Consider the following 18,124-nt stretch of genomic DNA (forward strand, 5'->3'; position numbering starts at 1 on the left):
GGGACACGAAAAGCTAAATTAGCCTTTAATACAAATTGCCTTATATGCTAATATTCACAGGGATGAAATATCGTGTTCAGACTTATCGTTCATGAGGCGGTAAGGGAAGAGATTCTCTCACTGCCTGCTGGGGTGCAGGCGAAGCTGATTCGACAGCTTGATAAATTACGCACCAATCCGACAGTACTGAGAGAACCTGACAGCAAACCCTTACCCTATGGTTTGTTTGAAATCAGAACCGTCGGGCTGATCCACACTCGTGGGATCTACGTTTATCAGCGGGAAAAGACAATTTTTCTGCTGCGGGTATTTATCAAGAAAACGCAAAAAACACCCTCTGCTGAACTCCGTCTGGCATTGAAACGACAACAGGAGATGTTGGATGAGCAAAAAGATTATTGACTGGGATGAACTCAGAGCGGAACTGTTAAGCAATTCAGAAGTGCAGGCTTCTTTTGATGCAGAAGAGCGCAAGGAACGCCTGCGAGAGATGCTGGCGCAATGGCGAGACCATGCTGGCCTGACGCGCGCGCAGGTGGCTGAGCGGATGGGCGTCAGCGCACCCACGGTATCCAGAATGGAAGCGAATATTACCCGGGCAAGCCTTGATACGTTAACGCGTTATGCGCTGGTGTGTGGGATTAAACACCCGCAGATTACGCTTTATTGAAACAGGCACGCCGGAACCCAGCGTGCCAGGAGGGATTAGCACTCGGTAACAATCGTGCTCAGCGGCAGGCGAGATTTCGGCAGCGTGGCGTTGAAATCTTCCACGCTGTGATGCCCAACCGGCACCACCACCAGGCTGGTGAAGCCCTTCTCTTTCAGGCCAAACTCTTCGTCGAGGATCGCGGCGTCGAAACCTTCGATCGGTACCGCGTCCAGACCCATAGCGCCCACGCCCAGCAGGAAGTTGCCGACGTTCAGGTAAACCTGCTTCGCCATCCACTGGTCGTCATCTTTCAGATCCACGCGGTGCATGTCGGCGAAATAGGTGCGGCCCTTATGGTTCGCGGCTTTGGCTTCCGGGGTGTTGAAGCGACCGTCGGCTTCTTCCTGATCGACAACGCGCTCCAGCCAGGCATCATCCATCGCGGTTTTCGCGCAGAACACCACCACGTGAGAGGCATCCAGCATTTTGCGTTCGTTGAACACATAGGTGCCTGCCGCGGATTTCGCCACGCGCGCTTTTCCTTCCTCGGTGCTGGCCACAATGAAGTGCCACGGCTGGGAGTTGGTGCTGGACGGGCTGTACTGCAGCAGGGTTTTGATTTTTTCCGCTTCTTCAGCGGTCAGTTTTTTGCTTGCGTCGAACGCCTTGGTGGAGTGGCGTTTCAGCGCAACAGAAATGATATCCATAACAACTCCTGATGATGAAATTCGCCCGCGTGCGGGCGCGAAAGATGAGCAGATTACAGCGGGACGGGGAAAAAGATAAGGGCAATTCGAGCGTTTAATCTGTTCGTCTCAGACGAACAATCAGACCGGTCGGATCCACTTCTGGTCTTTTTTCGGCAGTTTATCCACCACCAGATGCCAGGAATCATTGATGAGATCGGTAACCAGTTCCGGCGTCACGTCGTCAGTGCCGTAAAGGGAGATCCAGTGCTTTTTGTTGAGGTGATAACCCGGTTCAACGCCGCGATAAATCTGCTGATTTAACAGCGATTTCTCCGGGTCTGACTTCAGGCTGACGTGCGGCCGCCCGTGCGCGACGGCCACAATCATGAAAATTTTTCCACCCACTTTAAACACGTCAAACTCCGGCCCAAACGGCCAGCAGTGTTCGGTGAACGGCAGTTCCAGCGCCACGCGTTTTGCGTGCTCCTGCAACGTTTTACTGTCCATCGCTCTCTTCCTGGGCAAGCCCGCGCCACATCACCTCAAAGCCGAGCGCTTTAAACTCAACGGCGCGGGACGGATCGCGGGTAGCAAATTCCATCGTACTTTCGGCCAGCGATAAGAAAAGCGCATCGCCAAACGTTTTAAATTCATCAGACATAAACACCTGACGCACCGAGCGGCGGCAGAGTTCATGCAGCTCCGGAAACATCTCTTTCACCGCCTGTTCCGTTTCGACGCTCAGCTTTTCACTGACGCCAATCTGGCGGATCGCCGCATGTGCGACGGGGTTACGAATACCCCAGTCCACATAGCTGTTCCAGATATTGCGGGTATGTTCTTTAGGCAGCGTGATGGTGCGATCGAGGTTTGCCAGCATGGTCTGGCAGAGATCCTGCTTCAGATGCAGATAGAGGGCATTCAGCAGATCGTCTTTCGTAGCAAAGTAGCGGAACAGGGTGCCTTCGGCGACGCCCGCCTTACGGGCAATAAGCGCCGTTGAGGCGGCAATACCTGACTGTGCAAACGCCGCCGTTGCGGCTTCCAGTAAGGCCTGTTTTTTATCTTCACTCTTCGGACGTGCCACTAAATTTTTCCTCCTGTCAATTGTAAAAACCCTGATTGAAACACGTGCTTTGACACGCTGCAACGCGGAATGTCAAAGATCGAAAACGTCTTGACGACTTTATCATCATATCTATAATGAGTGCTTACTCACTCATAATCAAGTTTACCCTGCGCACGCTATCGGATGGGGCGCGTTTTCGGGTCAGGATATGAAAAAACCTCTCTTCAACTGCGTGGTGTTAATCATGATTATTGCTTCAGCCGCGAGTTTACCGTTTGTTCTGAATGCCGGATTCGGCCAGCCGCCGCAGGGTGAACGCCTCACCGAAGTGGAGGCCTCCCCACAGTATCGCGAGGGGAAATTCCACAATACGCTGCCGACACCGGGATATAACGGTGACAAAAATATGCTGGTCGCGATGTGGGAGTTTCTGACTAAAAAAACCGAAAACGCCCGCCCGACCCAGCCGCTGCCGCTGGTGAAAACCGATCTTGCGAGCCTGCCGCTGGAGCAGGACACCCTGGTGTGGCTCGGTCACTCTTCGTGGTATCTGCAGCTCGCGGGCAAACGCATCCTGATTGACCCGGTGCTTGGCAACTATGCCGCGCCGTTCTCATTCCTCAATAAGGCCTTTGCCGGCGAGTATCCGTGGCGTGCTGAACGCATGCCGGAGATCGACCTGCTGATTATCTCGCACGATCACTACGATCATCTGGATTACGCCACTATCAAGGCGCTACTGCCGAAGGTGAAGCGGGTGGTGACGCCGCTGGGCGTGGGATCCCACCTGCGCTACTGGGGGATGAAGCCCGAGATTATTGACGAGCGCGACTGGAACCAGTCGGTACGCATCAGCGATGAATTGACGGTGCACGTTCTGCCTGCGCGTCACTTCTCCGGTCGCGGCATCAAACGCGATCGCACCCTGTGGGGCAGCTTCATGTTCGTCACGCCAGAGCAGAAGGTTTACTACAGCGGAGATTCCGGTTACGGCCCGCACTTCAGGGCCATCGGTGAACAGTTTGGCGAAGTGGACGTCGCCATCATGGAAAACGGCCAGTACGACCAGGACTGGAAGTACATCCACATGCTGCCGGAGGAAACGGCGCAGGCCTCGGCGGATCTGAACGCGAAAGCCGTGGTGCCCGGGCATAACGGACGCTTCGTGCTGGCGAAACACGCCTGGAACGATCCGCTGATCCAGCTGGCAAAAGCCAGCAAGGATAAAAATTATCGGTTGCTGACGCCGGAACTGGGCGAGCCCGTCCGGGTAAGCGACAGCGCACAAACCTTTCGTGCGTGGTGGGAATAATGTTTAAGCAAGAAGCAGAGGGGGACAGCAGTATGACCATTTCCGCTCAAGTCATCGACACTATCGTCGAATGGATCGACGACAATCTGCACCAGCCATTACGAATAGAAGAGATTGCCCGCCACGCGGGTTACTCGAAATGGCACCTGCAGCGGCTGTTTATGCAGTACAAAGGGGAGAGTCTGGGACGTTATATTCGTGAACGTAAGCTGCTGCTGGCGGCGCGCGATCTGCGAGAATCCGACGCCCGGGTGTACGACATCTGCCTGCGTTACGGGTTTGACTCGCAGCAGACGTTTACCCGTATCTTCACCCGTACGTTCAACCAGCCGCCGGGTGCGTACCGTAAAGAGAACCATAGCCAGACACATTAACCTGTCGCGTGTAGGCCGGGTAAGGCGTAGCCGCCACCCGGCTTTTTTATGGGCTCAGGACGTGAGTGAAAACCAGCGTCGCCAGACGAAACGCAGCACGAAGAACTCAATCGCCCCGAGCAGTAAAAACCACACGCAGAACAGAATGGTATAGAGCTGGTTAAGATCGACCATGTGAAAGGTCTGAACCAGCTTCTGCGCCAGCACCAGCCCAAGCGAAGGCGCCGGGAGCAGCAGGCACGAAAGCAGGGCCAGTAATAAAATGCCGCCTGCGGTGAGCAGCGATTCTAGCGGGTGTTTCATCGTAGTGTTAATCGTCAGTTAAAAATGTCATTGTCCGGCATTCTGTAACGTAAAGCAATATCAGCCCCGCTGACCTTTTTGAATAAAACAAAAACATTATTACTGCGCACAAATAACAACATACGACCCGGCGTTTATATTAATATCGCGTTATGTAAATAAACGTCCGCATCAGGAAAATAATTTTACAAATGTATAGGTGCTATAACCAATTAACGTGGCAATAACAATGGCCGCGATAACGTATAACACCAGTCTGCGCCCGCGATAAATACCCCACATGGTTCCCCCTCGTTTAGTGTTGGTTTAGAAATATTTTGTAAAAATCAGAACATCGAAATAGTTTTAAACAGTTTTGAATAACCGAGAAGTCATTATATTGCGGTAGATCAATTTTACCCGCAAGACTTTAAAATGAATTTATTTAAGCCCGAAAGGAATTCAGGCTTCTGTTCACCGGAAATTGAAGGAAAAATACGATGACTGAAAAAAAAGTGATTCCGAACGTGCCGCCTTCCGGCGGGCTGGCATACCAGCAGACCGTAGAGCAGGTGCTTGCACACGCGCAGAGCCAGGCCAGCGGTCTGGACCGTGCAGAGGCGCAGGCGCGTCTGCAAAAAACAGGGCCGAACGCGCTGCCGGAGAAAAAAGGCAAACCCGCCTGGCTGCGTTTCCTGGCCCATTTTAATGATGTGCTGATTTATGTCCTGCTGGCCGCCGCCGTATTAACGGCAGTAATGGGCCACTGGGTTGATACGCTGGTTATTTTGGGCGTGGCGGTAATCAATGCCTTAATTGGTCATATTCAGGAAAGTAACGCGGAAAAATCCCTGAAGAGTATTCGTAATATGCTCGCCAGCGAGGCGCGCGTTATTCGTAACGGCAACCATGAAACAATCCCCACAACTGAAATAGTCCCGGGCGATATTATTGTATTGCGTGCGGGGGATCGTATTCCGGCGGATATGCGTTTAATTGAAGCGCATAATTTACGCGTGGAAGAGGCGATTCTGACCGGTGAATCCACCGTGGTGGATAAACACGTTAATCCTCTGAGCGGCGAATTACCGCTGGGCGATCGCACCAATATGGTCTTCTCCGGGACGACCGTCAGCGCGGGCGGCGGCATCGGTGTGGTCACCGCGACCGGTCAGGATACGGAACTCGGCCACATCAACCAGATGATGGCGGGTATCGAGAAGCACCGTACGCCGCTGCTGGTGCAGATGGACAAGCTGGGTAAAGCGATCTTCGCGATTATTCTGGCGATGATGGCCGCGCTGTTTGCCTTCAGCCTGGCGTTCCGCGAGATCCCGATGGGCGAGCTGCTGCTCTCCCTGATTAGCCTGGCGGTGGCCTCCGTACCGGAAGGTCTGCCGGCCATTATCTCCATCATCCTCTCCCTTGGCGTGCAGGCGATGGCGCGCAAGCGGGCGATTATCCGCAAGCTGCCGACGGTTGAAACGCTCGGCGCGATGACCGTGGTCTGCTCGGATAAAACCGGTACCCTGACCATGAACGAGATGACGGTCAAAGCCATCATCACCGCCGACGCCTGCTACCGCGTGGATGGCAACAGCTACGAACCGGTGGGTAACATCTACCTGGAAGGCAGCGACGAGCCGGTGCAGATCCAGCCGGGCACCGTGCTGGAGCAGTACCTGCGCACCATCGACCTGTGTAACGACAGCCAGCTGATTGAGGACGATCGCGGGCTGTGGGGCATCACCGGCGGCCCAACCGAGGGCGCGCTGAAGGTGCTGGCGGCGAAAGCCAGCCTTGAGCCGGTGATGACCGCGCTGGTTAACAAGATCCCGTTCGACTCGCAGTACAAGTACATGAGCACCCACTACCAGATTGGCGGTGAGGAGCAGATCCTGATCACCGGCGCGCCGGACGTCATTTTCGCCCTCTGTGCGCAGCAGCAGACCCGTCACGGTGCAGAAGCCTTCAACCGCACGTACTGGGAAAGTGAGATGGAGCGCTATGCGCGTCAGGGGCTGCGCATGGTCGCCGCGGCGTTCAAACCAGCGAACGGCGAGCAGGAACTGACGCACGATGACCTGAGCCACGGTCTGATCTTCCTCGGCATCGCCGGGATGATGGATCCGCCGCGCCCGGAAGCCATTGACGCGATTAACGCCTGCCAGCAGGCGGGGATCCGCGTGAAGATGATCACCGGCGATCACCCGCAGACGGCAATGAGCATCGGGCAGATGCTGGGGATCAGCAACAGCGAGCAGGCGGTCACCGGCTATGAGCTGGAGAAGATGGACGACGCCGAGCTGGCGGACGCGGCGGTGAAGTATGACATCTTCGCCCGTACCAGCCCGGAGCATAAGCTGCGCCTGGTGAAAGCGCTGCAGGACAAAGGCGAAATCGTCGGCATGACCGGCGACGGCGTGAACGATGCCCCTGCGCTGCGTCAGGCGGACGTGGGTATTGCGATGGGCATTAAGGGCACGGAAGTGACCAAAGAGGCGGCGGACATGGTCCTGACGGACGATAACTTCGCCACCATCGCCAGCGCGGTGAAAGAGGGGCGTCGCGTTTACGACAACCTGAAGAAGACCATCCTGTTCATCATGCCGACCAACCTGGCGCAGGGGTTGCTGATTGTGATTGCGCTGCTGGCGGGGAACATCATTCCGCTGACGCCGGTGCTGATTCTGTGGATGAACATGGCGACCTCCGCCACGCTCTCCTTCGGCCTGGCCTTTGAGGCCGCCGAGCGCAACATCATGCGCCGTCCGCCGCGTCAGACCGGGCAGCACGTGATGGACGCCTACGCCGTCTGGCGCGTGGCCTTCGTTGGCACCATGATTGCCATCGCTGCCTTTGCGCTGGAAGCCTGGCTGGCCCCGCGTGGCCACAGCGCGGAGTTCATCCGCACCGTGCTGCTGCAGATGCTGGTCTGCGCCCAGTGGGTATACATGATTAACTGCCGCAACACCGAAGGATTCTCCCTCAACCGCGGCCTGCTGGCGAACAAAGGGATCTGGCTGGTGACGGGCGTGCTGTTCCTGCTCCAGGCGGCAATTATCTACCTGCCGTTTATGCAGATGCTGTTCGGCACCGAAGCCCTGCCGCTGCGCTACTGGTTTGTGACCCTGGCCGTTGCAGGCGTGATGTTCTTCGTCGTCGAAATCGAGAAGCGACTGACCCGCAGGTTCCGTAAGGCTGCATAACTAAACCTTAAAACCTTACCCCTCACCCTAACCCTCTCCCCACAGGGGAGAGGGGACCGCCCGGTTTTCTCCCTCGCCCCTTTGGGGAGAGGGCCGGGGTGAGGGGAAACAACCCTGAGGTACTCCCATGAAACTCCCACTCCTGTTCGCGCTCCTCGCCTGCACCCTGCAACCCGCATTCGCCGCCATTCCCGTTCGCGTCGCCACCGTGGAGCAAACCGCCCACGCCGCCGAGCGCCAGATCCCGGGCCGCATCGAAGCCATTCACACCGTTGAGCTGCGGGCGCGCACGGAAGGCGCGATCGCCAAAATCCACTTCCGCGACGGGCAGTACGTGAAAAAAGGCGACGTGCTGTTTGAGCTGGACGACGCCGAGCCGCGCGCCGCCCTGCGCCTGGCGCAGGCCGAAGTGAAAAGCGCCGAAGCCACGCTGCGCCAGGCGCAGCAGCAGCTTTCCCGCTTTGAAAGTCTCGGCAGCAGCAACGCCATCAGCCGTCACGACGTGGACAACGCCCGCATGCAGCGCGACGTCGCCAGCGCCGCTCTCGAGCAGGCGAAGGCCCGGCTCGAAGCCCGCAACGTCACCCTGAGCTACACCCGTATCACCTCGCCGATTGACGGCCGCGTGGGACACAGCAGCTTCCACGTGGGTAGCCTGGTCAACCCTGCGAGCGGCGTTTTGGTGGAGGTGGTGCAGCTTGACCCGATCCGCATCGCCTTTGCGCTGGAAGAGGGGGCGTTTGCCGCCAAAGCCGGACAGCATGCGGATATCAACGCCATGAAGCGTGCCTGGCAGGCGCTGATCGACAGCAACGGCCAGCGCGTCAGCGGCGAGCTGACATCAGTGGATAACCGCGTTGACCCGCGTACCGCCAGCGTGATGCTGCGCGCCGAGTTTGCCAATCCGCGCCATCAGCTGCTGCCCGGCGGTAATGTGAACGTGTTTTTGCGCCCGGCAAGTGAACAGCCGGTGCTGACCCTGCCCGCCGCCGCGGTCCAGCAGAACGGCGACGGCTACTTTGCCTGGGTCGTTAATGCCGACGGCAACGCCGAAATGCGCCCGCTGAACGTGGCTGGTCAGATTAGCCAGCAGTTCCAGATCACCTCTGGCGTGAAGCCCGGTGAGCGAGCGATTACTGACGGCGCGCAGCGCGTGCAGCCCGGCGCTGCTGTCCAGATACTGAATTAAGGAGCCATCATGCTGACGTTTTTCATCAAACGCCCGCGCTTCGCGATGGTGATTGCGCTGGTCATCACCCTGCTGGGGGCCATTGCGCTGAGGATTATCCCGGTGGAGCAGTACCCGCAGATCACGCCGCCGGTGGTGAACGTCTCTGCCAGCTGGCCGGGTGCCAGCTCCGCTGACGTGGCGGAGGCCATCGCCACGCCGCTGGAGACGCAGCTGAACGGCGTGGACCATATGCTCTACATGGAGTCCACCAGTTCGGACGAAGGCACTTACAGCCTGAACATTACCTTTGCGGCGGGCACCGATCCGGATCTTGCCGCCATCGACGTGCAAAACCGCGTGGCGCAGGCCGTGGCGCAGCTGCCGACCGAGGCGCAGCAAAACGGCGTGCAGGTGCGCAAGCGGGCCACCAACCTGATGATGGGGGTAAGTCTTTACTCACCGAATAACACCCACACGCCGCTGTTCGTCAGCAACTACGCCAGCACCCAGGTGCGCGAGGCGCTGTCGCGTCTGCCCGGCGTGGGGCAGGTGCAGATGTTCGGCGCACGCGACTACAGCATGCGCATCTGGCTGCGCCCGGACCGCATGAACGCCCTTAACGTCACCACCGATGACGTGGCGCAGGCGCTGCGCGAGCAGAACGTACAGGGCGCTGCGGGTCAGGTGGGCACGCCGCCGGTGTTTAACGGCCAGCAGCAGACCCTGACCATCAACGGGCTGGGGCGCTTAAGCCAGGCCGAAGAGTTTGCCGACATCATCATCCGCGCCGGGGAGATGGGCCAGCTGGTGCGCCTGAAGGACATCGCCACCATCGAGCTCGGCTCGCGCAGCTACAGCTCCGGCGCGCAGCTGAACGGGCACGACTCCGCCTATTTGGGTATCTATCCGACGCCGTCCGCCAACGCCCTGCGCGTGGCCGATGCAGTACGCGCGGAGCTGGAACGCCTCTCAACGCGCTTCCCGGACGACCTGGTTTATGAGGTGAAATTCGACACCACCTCTTTTGTCGCCGCCACCATTAAAGAGATCGGCGTCTCGCTGGCGCTGACCATGCTGGCGGTGGTTATCGTTGTTTCCCTGTTCCTGCAGAGCTGGCGCGCGACGCTGATTGTCGCCCTCGCCATTCCGGTGTCGCTGGTGGGCACCTTTGCGGTGCTCTATACGCTCGGCTACTCCGCCAACACCCTCAGCCTGTTTGCCATTATTCTGGCGCTGACCATGGTGGTGGATGACGCCATCGTGGTGGTGGAGAGCGTTGAAACGCTGATGGCGGAAGGGCAGAGCCGCACGGCGGCAACCGCGCTGGCGCTGCGCCAGATTGCCGGGCCGGTGATCGCGACGACGCTGGTGCTGCTGGCGGTATTTGTGCCGGTGGCGCTGCTGCCGGGCATTGTCGGCGAACTCTACCGCCAGTTCGCGGTGACGCTCTCCACCGCCGTGACGCTCTCAAGCCTGGTGGCGCTGACCCTGACGCCCGCGCTGTGCGCGATGCTGCTGCGTCCGCGCCCGGAGAAACCGGCGGCCATTTATCGCGCCTTCAACCGCGGGCTGGACGCGACACGCGGTTTTTACACCCGCCTCGTGCATGTCTTAAACCTGCGTCCGTGGCTGGCGCTGCTTGCCACCGCAGGCGCGGCGGCAGTCGTGCTGTTCAGCTTTATGTCGATACCAAAAGGCTTCCTGCCGCAGGAGGACCAGGGCTACTTCTTCGCCAGCGTTCAGCTGCCGGAAGCGGCTTCGCTGGAGCGCACCGAAGCGGTGATGACCACCGCGCGGGAGCTGATCGCCCAAAATCCGGCGGTGGAGGACGTCATTCAGGTCTCCGGATTTAACATCCTCAACGGCACCAGCGCCTCCAACGGCGGGTTTATCTCCATCATGCTGAAGGACTGGAGCGCGCGTCCGCCGCTGGAGGAGGTGATGGGCACCCTGCAGCGCCAGCTGCTGGCCCTGCCGGAAGCGACCATCATGACCTTCGCGCCGCCGACGCTGCCGGGGCTGGGCAACGCCTCCGGCTTTGACCTGCGCATCCAGGCCCAGGCGGGGCAGAGCCCGGCGGAGCTGGAGCGCGTCACCCGCGAGGTGCTGGCGAAAGCCAACCAGCATCCGCAGCTGAGCCGCGTGTTCACCACCTGGAGCAGCAACGTGCCGCAGCTGACGCTGACCGTTGACCGCGAGCGCGCCGCCCGTCTCGACGTGCCGGTGTCGCGCATCTTCAGCAGCCTGCAAACCGCCTTTGGCGGCACGCGCGCCGGGGATTTCAGCATCAACAACCGCGTCTACCACGTGGTGATGCAGAACGAGATGCAGTGGCGCGAGCGCGCAGAGCAGATCAGCGAGCTGTTCGTGCGCAGCAACAGCGGCGAGCGGGTGCGCCTGAGCAACCTCGTCACCATCACGCCGACCGTCGGCGCGCCGTTCCTGCAGCAGTACAACCAGTTCCCGTCCGTGTCGGTGAGCGGCTCGGCAGCGGCTGGGGTGAGCAGCAGCACCGCGATGGCGGCGATGGGTAAGATTCTGGCGGAAAGCCTGCCGGCCGGATACGACTACGCCTGGAGCGGCATGTCGTACCAGGAGCAGCAGACAGGTAATCAGGCGATCTGGATCGTGCTGGCGGCGGTGGTGATGGCGTGGCTGTTCCTCGTCGCCCAGTACGAGAGCTGGACGCTCCCGGCAAGCGTGATGCTCTCGGTGCTGTTTGCTATTGGCGGGGCGCTGGTCTGGCTGTGGTTGGCGGGATACGCCAACGACGTGTACGTGCAGATTGGTCTGGTATTGCTGATCGCGTTAGCGGCCAAGAACGCGATTCTTATCGTCGAGTTCGCCCGCGCGCGGCGTATGGACGGAATGGCGATTGTCGATGCCGCGCGGGAAGGGGCCTCGCGCCGCTTCCGGGCGGTGATGATGACCGCCGTGTCGTTCATTATCGGCGTTTTGCCGATGATGCTGGCGACCGGCGCAGGCGCCCAGAGCCGCCGCATCATCGGCACCACGGTCTTCAGCGGCATGCTGGTGGCGACCGTGGTGGGGATTCTGTTCATCCCCGCGCTGTTCGTGCTGTTCCAGCGCCTGCGGGAGTGGGGCCACGGCCTTACGGACTCGTCGCCCACAGCTCGCAGTGCTTCTGCACCAGAGAAATCAGCGAGCCGCCGTCGGCGATAAAGTCCCGCATGCGCTGCGCCTCACTCTTGCCCTGCTTTAACAGCAGGGCAATTTCATTGATTGCGCTTGTCGCACCGAGCTTATCGGCCGACGGCGCCACCTGCTCCAGCAGCCAGGCGATGTCCTCCGCCACGGTTCGTTGCTCGCCGGTGTGCACATCCGTCAGGATCCCCTCCAGCCCGTAGCGACATGCCTGAAAACGGTTAAAACGGTAGAGCAGAAAATCCCGTTCCTGATGCTTATACGGCCGCGTGGTCAGCAGCCAGTGTGACGTGGCCTGAATCAGCCCGGCGATGTTAATCGCGTGGCCGAGCGTCAGCGGCGTATCCATCACCCGCACCTCCACGGTGCCAAAATGCGGGCTGGGGCGAATATCCCAGTGCAGATCCTTGATGCTGTCGATCATGCTGGTGGAACTCAGGCGGCGGAACAGCCCTTCGAACTCCTGCCAGCTGTTGACCCACGGCATCTGTCCGTTATCCGGGAACCCGGAGAAGATATTGAGCCGCGACGAGGAGAACTTTGTGTCGGTGCCCTGCATGTAAGGCGAGGCGGCCGCCAGGGCAATAAAGTGCGGCACAAAGCGCGACAGGCCGTGAAGGAGGTAAATGGCATCATCCCCGGTCCGGCAGCCGACGTGAACGTGCTGACCGAACACCGTCGCCTGCAAAATCAGATAGCCAAAGCGCTCCAGCGTGACGTTATAACGCTCGTCGTCGCACACCTCCTGGCGCTGCCATTTCTGGAACGGATGCGTCCCGCCGCCGCAGATCTGAATGTGCTGCTCTGCCGCCGCGCGCAGGATACTCTGCTGCATCACTGAGAACTGCGCCGCCGCCTGATCGATGGTCTGACACACGCCGGTGGCGATTTCGAGCATGCTTTCGGTGATGTCGTGTTTGACTTCACCGCCTTTGATGTCGTCTTTGACGGCGGCGATAAGCGCGGAGGAGTCCTGGCTGAGATCGTACCCCGGCGGGTTAACCACCTGCAGTTCGAGCTCGATGCCAAGAGTGAACGGTTCAGAGGATTTGAAATCGGGTAAAGGCATGGCGCACTCCGTTGTCTGTAGAGTGTTGAGTATAGACAACGGGTGTGGCGCGCTCGTCTCAGGGTGGTATAACTGATAGCAGGCTTAGCAAAAAGGGAGTGACTCATGTCTGACTATCCAACCATTGCGCTGATTGGTCCCGGTGCGATTGGCACCACCGTTGCCGCGGTACTGCATGACGCGGGCCGCACGCCGCTGCTCTGCGGACGCACCGCGCATCCGGAATTACGCCTGCGTCACGATGAGGGTGAAACGGTGGTGCCCGGTCCGGTATTAACCGATCCGGCGGCCATCACGCGCCCCGTCGACCTCGTGTTTATCGCGGTGAAAACGACGCAAAATGCCGACAGCGCCGGGTGGCTGCGCGCACTGTGCGATGAAAATACGGTGGTGTGTGCCCTGCAAAATGGCGTAGAGCAGAAGGCTCAGCTTGAGCCTTTGGTCAGTGTCGCGACTGTGCTGCCGTCGGTGGTCTGGTTCCCGGCGCAGCGCGAGCCGGATGCCTCCGTCTGGCTACGGGCGAAGCCGCGCCTGACGCTGCCGGACGAGCCTCAGGCGCAGCGGGTGGTCGAGGCGCTTCGCGGTACGCGCTGTGAAGTTGAACTCTCGGCTGATTTCCCCACCGTCGCCTGGCGCAAGCTGCTGCAAAATGCGGTCGCCGGGCTGATGGTGCTCGCTAACCGTCGTGCCGGGATGTTCAGGCGCGAGGATATCAGCGAACTTTCGCTGGCCTATCTGCGCGAAGGGCTGTCCGTCGCCCGCGCCGAAGGGGCGAAGCTGAACGATGACGTGGCGCAGGAGATTCTGGCGAACTTCCAGCGCGCGCCAGTGGATTTGGGTACGTCGATTCTCGCTGACCGTCAGGCGGATCGCCCGATGGAGTGGGATATCCGCAACGGCGTGATCCAGCGCTACGGCCGTAAACACGGCATTGCGGTGCCCATCAGCGACGTGGTGGTGCCGCTGCTGGCGGCGGGGAGCGAGGGGCCGGGTTAACGGTTATTGTTTTTCCGTTCGGCAAAGTAATGGGCGGGCGTGCTGCCCATCACTTTTCTGAACATGGTGATAAACGCGTTCACGGATTCGTACCCGAGAGTGGCGGTGGGGCGATAGAGAGGGGGGAAGATAAGTGAATATGCATTTCAGCTTTGTGCCATAATTTTACGTTGTTATCCTGGTAGCGTGTTGATCTGTCGGGAGCAGAGCCCGGGAGGTTCAGATGCTTTATAGCTGCATGAATAATACAAAATGGAATGAGATCCGCATGGCAATGGTTAGCATGGAATCTCCTCCCTTATGGAAAATGACTTTTCTCAATGGCTATGAATCTGCAGTTGATGGCGAGTGGTTTTACCATTTCTGTGAAGGTGGCTATTTGGATATCAAGTATCTTGATATTATGACAAACTCAATTGAACAACATATCATGGTAGGTACTATTCTTCGCGCTATTCATCTCCCTGGAATCGAGGTATCAACCGGTTATAGAATTTGGGGATACGCAGATTCGGTCAGCTATGTAGATTATCTTTAACCAGATAAAATCGTTTAATGGCTAACAGGAATACGTTAGTCTTTGCGTAGAATTGGCCTCTACTTCTCACTGTCTAAGCGTTACACTGAAAGTTATTAATTCAAAGTCAATACAATCAAACATCTTCCCATAGCGGCATCAATTCTCCAGGTAATTGTTCCTTATCAAACCCCTCAAACCAATACACTGAGCCTTGCGGTCCAATAATCGGCACTTCTCCCCACCCCGGATGAAACAATGCGCGACTCCAGTCAGGCTTGAGACGACCACGCCGTTTAAGGCGCTGACCATTACACGCAGTTGCTCGTATTGAAGGAAAATTAATAAAGAAACTTAACGGCATTTTCTCTTTGCGCGCACGTTGTAATTGCCTTGATATCCAGTCCTGGTTACGTTTGCGAAGTTTTTGTTTCATTGGCTACTGTTCTGATTTTACTCACTTATCAATCAATGCTCTCACTGTAATCCGACGCCATGCTTTATACAAGAGTGTCCGTTCTTAACTCAGTGCGGACCTTACCCACTTTTCTGCCCTTTCCGTATAATGAGCGGACGGTGATAGCGTCCGCTCAGTGTTGATGACTGTATGTGCATTAGTATAGCCATGCATCTTCTGTCATCAAAATGATGAAGCCACTCGTGTTTTTTATCGGATAAACGTTCTTTTTACACGAACAGAGGTTATGAAATAGGGAATCCAAATTAAAGCCGAAATCACGTTTCTAAAAATAGGTACAAGTTCATTATAGCCAATTTCAGCGCCAGGAATTAATATGTAAAGCAAATAGGTATTAAATGACATTGTCGTCACGATTGATATTAAAAACAAAATATAAAGCTTTGGTAGCGATTTCTTCTTTCTTAGGAAAAATGAAAGAACGGTGACTGTAAAAAGAAATTCGCCAATATAAATAACCAGTGAAGCTATGAAGAAAATTTTTGCATTTGCATTCAGGTGCGAATAATTTTCTATCGTAAATTTAAACGCATCTGTCATTGCAAAAAGATAGGAAGCAGCAGTAACCACTAATCCTATAAGAGGGAGAAAAAGAAAGCCTCCAATTTTCCTGAAGTTTTTATCTTCGCAACTGTCGCAAAACTCTCTGTCCTGAGGTATTTCGACCCCACACTTTATGCATCCCCATTCCATATATGGACCTTTGAAGTATTTAATGATTTACAATAGATTAAACGAAGTCTATTACAAACGCAACTGACTGATAAATAAGTATGCTGTGCAGCTAACTTTTTTGAGTAAATTTGCGTTAAGGGGAGATTCCCGCAGCACAGATATTCATTCTAAGTCCCTACCAGGGACCGCTCTTTGCTAATAACGGTTCTTCAAACATTTCTTTCCGACAGTTCCCGACCGGAAACGAATATTTAAAGTAAAGTGCTAACACTGAACACCATAAAGTTCTCTGTTGCACTTCAGTCCAGCTTCTCGATATTCATCCTAACCGCTTTCAGCGTTCTCCTGCGGATCCAGCCGCTGCCCGCCCGTATTACCAGCCAGTAAGCCGCCATCCTGAGCCGGGTGCTTCTGTCCGGGCAAAAGACGAACGTTTCCGTACTGAGTTCATGCTGGCCTGGCGCCAGTTCCTTTACCTGGTAGCGCAGCAACAGTGTCGCGCTGCCCGGCACGGTAGGCGTCTGAAACGCGCTGGCATCCGGCACGTTTTCCAGACCGAAATCTGCACGCCAGAATTGCCCTCTTAAGCCATAGCAAAGCTCCGATGCTGAATCTTTCAAAAGGGTGAAACTGTGCAGACCAAAGTTGCTAATTGAGCCAGCCTGCTGATCGCGCAGAAGTTTTTGCGGTAATTGCCGCAAAGCCATCAACCGACGAATCACAGCATCTTGCCGGACGTCAAAGTTGGCAATCAACGGCAGAATATGTTCAGGGTGCGCAGTATGAATGACCGTTCGGTGTTTTTCATGAAACTGGAACTGAGGTAAAAAAACGGGGACATCCTGCCACTGAGCAAGTGCTTTGCGGGTTACGAATCCAGGATTCAGCATTTCTCTTCCTTGTCATTCCTTGAGTGCAGCCAGAGTATCAGATGGCGTGCTGCAGGCAATCACCAGGAAAAGAGAGGGGGATAGGGCAGTAAATGTAACGAGCCGGTTGGGTTAACGATGTTCGCTTCTTTGCGAATGGAGAAGCTGAGTGATTTCTTTGCGCTTTCTTGTTGCCCATTCGGGCTTGATTGAGAGCATTGAACTGTATTCCTTTCTGAAATAAACCTCTCTGAATTCCCGTTCAGATGAATGTTTTGCTGCATAGGTTGAGGCCAGCCCCGCCACGGCACTCTCCACAAACCAATAAAGAATTTCATCGTCACTGAGCGTTACTTTTCGCTGTATTTCAAGACCCCTTTCACTGATGATAAAATGATATTCTTTCCCATGAATTTCCAGATAGGGAGTTGCAACCCCATCAGGTTGGTCAGGGATAAAGAAGTAATGATTTGGTCTTGTGCCTCCCCCAAGTTGCTCACCTATTTTTAGAAGCTCGTTTCGTAGTTCTTCTATCGTTTTCATCAGCATTCCTTTGTTCTTTTATGTGAACCACTCTTTATCGCAGAATGTGTGCATAGAGTCTGCTTACGATCACTTCCCCACAAACGCACTCACAGGCAAACCGAAACGCTTCGCCAGCGCCCGCATATGATCCAGGGTCAATGTGCGCTGTCCATTAAGGATCCGACTCACCAGAGACTTCTTACCAATCTCATTCTCGAAATCGCTCTGAGTGAGTTGGTACTGATCCATCAACGTTCGTAATAACGCAACGCCTGACGGAATGCGGGCAACACGCGCGTTAAATTCTGCAAACTCCGGAGACTCGTTTTCGTATTTATCGATTTTCGCGGTAAGCATCTCTACCAGCGGGCTATAGGGGTCGTGCTCAATAAGATGTTCCACCATCGCCAGAGCATCCTCGTAATCTTGTCGCGACGGGCTTGAGCCCAGGAAGGGAAGCTCGTTAGTCAGCTCGTTTGCCGCTTTGATGGCTGCTGCATAATTCATTCTTTCGTTCCCCGGTGGTAGTCCGTGAGCTTGTCATACTCTGCGTGCGTGCTGATGTGTTTGATGAAGATCTTTCCCCGCTCAAAATCAGGAAAAAACATTACTCTTAAATGTCCGCGCCCACATCGATGACCCATCATTTTTCCCGGTATTTCATCCGGTCCAGGCTGGGAAAGCGCTTTCGCATGTCGCCTGGTGACGAGTAGTGTTCCTTCTTTAGTACCCGGTAAAGATCGTCCAGGGCGAGTGCTTGATTGGGAAAATGTCTGGTCGCCGTATCGAAAGGCGCTCTTGAGACTACGTGCATCCATGCCCATTGTTTCCAGGATGGAAACATTATAGGTGGTGATTGGTGAGTTGACAATGTGGAAACTGCGGGGGAAATGAAGCTCCTACATGTTCTTGATAATTATGCTCATGTAGAGCGTTCGAGCACGTTAAGTTGGGGTGGCTTGAGATTAAAGGGGGAGGTATCGCTCGACCAGGGAAATTTGATTGATTTGCGTAGCGTATTCAGAAATTGTTTGCTGAAAAGGAGTCTGGTGGAGGCTAGTTTTACTAACAA

The 18,124-nt window shown here is 56.2% G+C and carries 19 protein-coding genes and 2 pseudogenes; 9 read left to right on the top strand and 12 right to left on the bottom strand.

What is annotated here, in order from left to right; genetic code table 11:
* The first annotated feature begins 72 nt into the window (after nt 1-72).
* Nucleotides 73-402, top strand: coding sequence for a type II toxin-antitoxin system RelE/ParE family toxin (locus LJA86_RS01200; RefSeq protein ID WP_048026897.1), 330 nt, complete (start codon nt 73-75; stop codon nt 400-402).
* On the top strand, nt 383-670 hold the full coding sequence (locus LJA86_RS01205; protein WP_045909670.1) for a helix-turn-helix domain-containing protein: 288 nt from the start codon (nt 383-385) through the stop codon (nt 668-670). Before LJA86_RS01200 ends, LJA86_RS01205 begins: the two co-directional genes overlap by 20 nt.
* A 35-nt stretch (nt 671-705) precedes the next feature.
* On the opposite strand, the gene nfsB is transcribed toward LJA86_RS01205, so the two are convergent.
* The 3 genes from nfsB to LJA86_RS01220 all read right to left on the bottom strand — a co-directional run bounded on the left by nfsB (nt 706) and on the right by LJA86_RS01220 (nt 2,428).
* On the bottom strand, nt 706-1,359 hold the full coding sequence (nfsB, locus tag LJA86_RS01210) for an oxygen-insensitive NAD(P)H nitroreductase (protein WP_024906901.1): 654 nt from the start codon (nt 1,357-1,359) through the stop codon (nt 706-708).
* 120 nt (nt 1,360-1,479) lie between these two features.
* Nucleotides 1,480-1,848: an MmcQ/YjbR family DNA-binding protein gene (locus LJA86_RS01215; protein WP_023293103.1), complete on the bottom strand. Its 369-nt coding sequence runs from the start codon at nt 1,846-1,848 to the stop codon at nt 1,480-1,482.
* The gene (locus tag LJA86_RS01220; RefSeq protein WP_045909668.1) at nt 1,838-2,428 is read right to left on the bottom strand and encodes a TetR/AcrR family transcriptional regulator; all 591 of its coding nucleotides are present in this window, start codon (nt 2,426-2,428) and stop codon (nt 1,838-1,840) included. The genes LJA86_RS01215 and LJA86_RS01220 overlap by 11 nt, the downstream gene beginning before the upstream one ends.
* 190 nt (nt 2,429-2,618) lie before the next feature.
* Here LJA86_RS01220 and LJA86_RS01225 point away from each other — a divergent pair, with 190 nt between their 5' ends.
* Nucleotides 2,619-3,722 (top strand): MBL fold metallo-hydrolase, encoded by a 1,104-nt coding sequence (locus tag LJA86_RS01225; RefSeq protein ID WP_229225403.1) that lies wholly within the window; start codon nt 2,619-2,621, stop codon nt 3,720-3,722.
* Between the two features lie 32 nt (nt 3,723-3,754).
* Nucleotides 3,755-4,096, top strand: coding sequence for a RamA family antibiotic efflux transcriptional regulator (locus tag LJA86_RS01230; RefSeq protein ID WP_010428317.1), 342 nt, complete (start codon nt 3,755-3,757; stop codon nt 4,094-4,096).
* A 54-nt stretch (nt 4,097-4,150) separates the two neighbouring features.
* On the opposite strand, the gene LJA86_RS01235 is transcribed toward LJA86_RS01230, so the two are convergent.
* Nucleotides 4,151-4,399: a DUF1158 domain-containing protein gene (locus LJA86_RS01235; protein ID WP_020689370.1), complete on the bottom strand. Its 249-nt coding sequence runs from the start codon at nt 4,397-4,399 to the stop codon at nt 4,151-4,153.
* A gap of 479 nt (nt 4,400-4,878) precedes the next feature.
* Here LJA86_RS01235 and LJA86_RS01240 point away from each other — a divergent pair, with 479 nt between their 5' ends.
* The 3 genes from LJA86_RS01240 to LJA86_RS01250 all read left to right on the top strand — a co-directional run bounded on the left by LJA86_RS01240 (nt 4,879) and on the right by LJA86_RS01250 (nt 11,941).
* On the top strand, nt 4,879-7,587 hold the full coding sequence (locus LJA86_RS01240; protein WP_229225405.1) for a cation-transporting P-type ATPase: 2,709 nt from the start codon (nt 4,879-4,881) through the stop codon (nt 7,585-7,587).
* Between the two features lie 127 nt (nt 7,588-7,714).
* On the top strand, nt 7,715-8,776 hold the full coding sequence (locus LJA86_RS01245; protein WP_229225407.1) for an efflux RND transporter periplasmic adaptor subunit: 1,062 nt from the start codon (nt 7,715-7,717) through the stop codon (nt 8,774-8,776).
* Between the two features lie 9 nt (nt 8,777-8,785).
* Nucleotides 8,786-11,941 (top strand): efflux RND transporter permease subunit, encoded by a 3,156-nt coding sequence (locus LJA86_RS01250; RefSeq protein WP_196345942.1) that lies wholly within the window; start codon nt 8,786-8,788, stop codon nt 11,939-11,941.
* Here the strand turns inward: LJA86_RS01250 and LJA86_RS01255 are convergent.
* Nucleotides 11,871-12,992, bottom strand: coding sequence for a YbdK family carboxylate-amine ligase (locus tag LJA86_RS01255; protein ID WP_069720322.1), 1,122 nt, complete (start codon nt 12,990-12,992; stop codon nt 11,871-11,873). The two genes, LJA86_RS01250 and LJA86_RS01255, sit on opposite strands and share 71 nt — an antisense overlap.
* A 105-nt stretch (nt 12,993-13,097) precedes the next feature.
* On the opposite strand from LJA86_RS01255, the gene LJA86_RS01260 reads away from it, so the two are divergent.
* Complete coding sequence (locus LJA86_RS01260) at nt 13,098-13,988, top strand: oxidoreductase (RefSeq protein WP_229225409.1); 891 nt, start codon at nt 13,098-13,100, stop codon at nt 13,986-13,988.
* On the opposite strand, the pseudogene LJA86_RS01265 reads toward LJA86_RS01260, so the two are convergent.
* A pseudogene (locus LJA86_RS01265) lies at nt 13,985-14,092 on the bottom strand (AraC family transcriptional regulator); the annotation flags it as partial. The gene LJA86_RS01260 and the pseudogene LJA86_RS01265 sit on opposite strands and share 4 nt — an antisense overlap.
* A 119-nt stretch (nt 14,093-14,211) precedes the next feature.
* Here LJA86_RS01265 and LJA86_RS01270 point away from each other — a divergent pair.
* The gene (locus LJA86_RS01270) at nt 14,212-14,526 is read left to right on the top strand and encodes a DUF6678 family protein (protein WP_052714375.1); all 315 of its coding nucleotides are present in this window, start codon (nt 14,212-14,214) and stop codon (nt 14,524-14,526) included.
* Between the two features lie 115 nt (nt 14,527-14,641).
* Here LJA86_RS01270 and LJA86_RS01275 read toward each other — a convergent pair whose 3' ends face one another.
* The 6 genes and pseudogenes from LJA86_RS01275 to LJA86_RS01300 form a co-directional block, all read right to left on the bottom strand.
* Entirely contained in the window at nt 14,642-14,941 is a 300-nt protein-coding gene (locus tag LJA86_RS01275; protein WP_126534563.1) for a hypothetical protein, read from the bottom strand.
* A gap of 231 nt (nt 14,942-15,172) precedes the next feature.
* On the bottom strand, nt 15,173-15,676 hold the full coding sequence (locus tag LJA86_RS01280) for a DUF2569 domain-containing protein (protein WP_045909661.1): 504 nt from the start codon (nt 15,674-15,676) through the stop codon (nt 15,173-15,175).
* A gap of 281 nt (nt 15,677-15,957) precedes the next feature.
* The gene (locus LJA86_RS01285) at nt 15,958-16,548 is read right to left on the bottom strand and encodes a hypothetical protein (protein ID WP_045909660.1); all 591 of its coding nucleotides are present in this window, start codon (nt 16,546-16,548) and stop codon (nt 15,958-15,960) included.
* 111 nt (nt 16,549-16,659) lie between these two features.
* Nucleotides 16,660-17,070 carry an Imm63 family immunity protein gene (locus LJA86_RS01290; protein WP_223540107.1) on the bottom strand — a complete coding sequence of 137 codons (411 nt, stop codon included), beginning with the start codon at nt 17,068-17,070 and terminating at the stop codon, nt 16,660-16,662.
* Between the two features lie 69 nt (nt 17,071-17,139).
* Entirely contained in the window at nt 17,140-17,559 is a 420-nt protein-coding gene (locus tag LJA86_RS01295) for a helix-turn-helix domain-containing protein (RefSeq protein WP_223540108.1), read from the bottom strand.
* A pseudogene (locus LJA86_RS01300) lies at nt 17,556-17,866 on the bottom strand (type II toxin-antitoxin system HigB family toxin). The gene LJA86_RS01295 and the pseudogene LJA86_RS01300 overlap by 4 nt, the downstream one beginning before the upstream one ends.
* Between the last annotated feature and the right edge of the window lie 258 nt (nt 17,867-18,124).

Source organism: Enterobacter sp. TCD1-1, from assembly GCF_020567405.1.
GTDB lineage: Bacteria > Pseudomonadota > Gammaproteobacteria > Enterobacterales > Enterobacteriaceae > Enterobacter > Enterobacter quasiroggenkampii.

What these genes read in the sequence shown, in the direction of transcription:
- LJA86_RS01290 (WP_223540107.1), bottom strand. Translation starts at nt 17,070, where the DNA reads ATGAAAACGATAGAAGAACTACGAAACGAGCTTCTAAAAATAGGTGAG.
- LJA86_RS01205 (WP_045909670.1), top strand. Translation starts at nt 383, where the DNA reads ATGAGCAAAAAGATTATTGACTGGGATGAACTCAGAGCGGAACTGTTA.
- LJA86_RS01245 (WP_229225407.1), top strand. Translation starts at nt 7,715, where the DNA reads ATGAAACTCCCACTCCTGTTCGCGCTCCTCGCCTGCACCCTGCAACCC.
- LJA86_RS01250 (WP_196345942.1), top strand. Translation starts at nt 8,786, where the DNA reads ATGCTGACGTTTTTCATCAAACGCCCGCGCTTCGCGATGGTGATTGCG.
- LJA86_RS01275 (WP_126534563.1), bottom strand. Translation starts at nt 14,941, where the DNA reads ATGAAACAAAAACTTCGCAAACGTAACCAGGACTGGATATCAAGGCAA.
- LJA86_RS01255 (WP_069720322.1), bottom strand. Translation starts at nt 12,992, where the DNA reads ATGCCTTTACCCGATTTCAAATCCTCTGAACCGTTCACTCTTGGCATC.
- nfsB (WP_024906901.1), bottom strand. Translation starts at nt 1,359, where the DNA reads ATGGATATCATTTCTGTTGCGCTGAAACGCCACTCCACCAAGGCGTTC.
- LJA86_RS01260 (WP_229225409.1), top strand. Translation starts at nt 13,098, where the DNA reads ATGTCTGACTATCCAACCATTGCGCTGATTGGTCCCGGTGCGATTGGC.
- LJA86_RS01295 (WP_223540108.1), bottom strand. Translation starts at nt 17,559, where the DNA reads ATGAATTATGCAGCAGCCATCAAAGCGGCAAACGAGCTGACTAACGAG.
- LJA86_RS01225 (WP_229225403.1), top strand. Translation starts at nt 2,619, where the DNA reads ATGAAAAAACCTCTCTTCAACTGCGTGGTGTTAATCATGATTATTGCT.
- LJA86_RS01230 (WP_010428317.1), top strand. Translation starts at nt 3,755, where the DNA reads ATGACCATTTCCGCTCAAGTCATCGACACTATCGTCGAATGGATCGAC.
- LJA86_RS01215 (WP_023293103.1), bottom strand. Translation starts at nt 1,848, where the DNA reads ATGGACAGTAAAACGTTGCAGGAGCACGCAAAACGCGTGGCGCTGGAA.
- LJA86_RS01270 (WP_052714375.1), top strand. Translation starts at nt 14,212, where the DNA reads ATGCTTTATAGCTGCATGAATAATACAAAATGGAATGAGATCCGCATG.
- LJA86_RS01285 (WP_045909660.1), bottom strand. Translation starts at nt 16,548, where the DNA reads ATGCTGAATCCTGGATTCGTAACCCGCAAAGCACTTGCTCAGTGGCAG.
- LJA86_RS01280 (WP_045909661.1), bottom strand. Translation starts at nt 15,676, where the DNA reads ATGGAATGGGGATGCATAAAGTGTGGGGTCGAAATACCTCAGGACAGA.
- LJA86_RS01235 (WP_020689370.1), bottom strand. Translation starts at nt 4,399, where the DNA reads ATGAAACACCCGCTAGAATCGCTGCTCACCGCAGGCGGCATTTTATTA.
- LJA86_RS01240 (WP_229225405.1), top strand. Translation starts at nt 4,879, where the DNA reads ATGACTGAAAAAAAAGTGATTCCGAACGTGCCGCCTTCCGGCGGGCTG.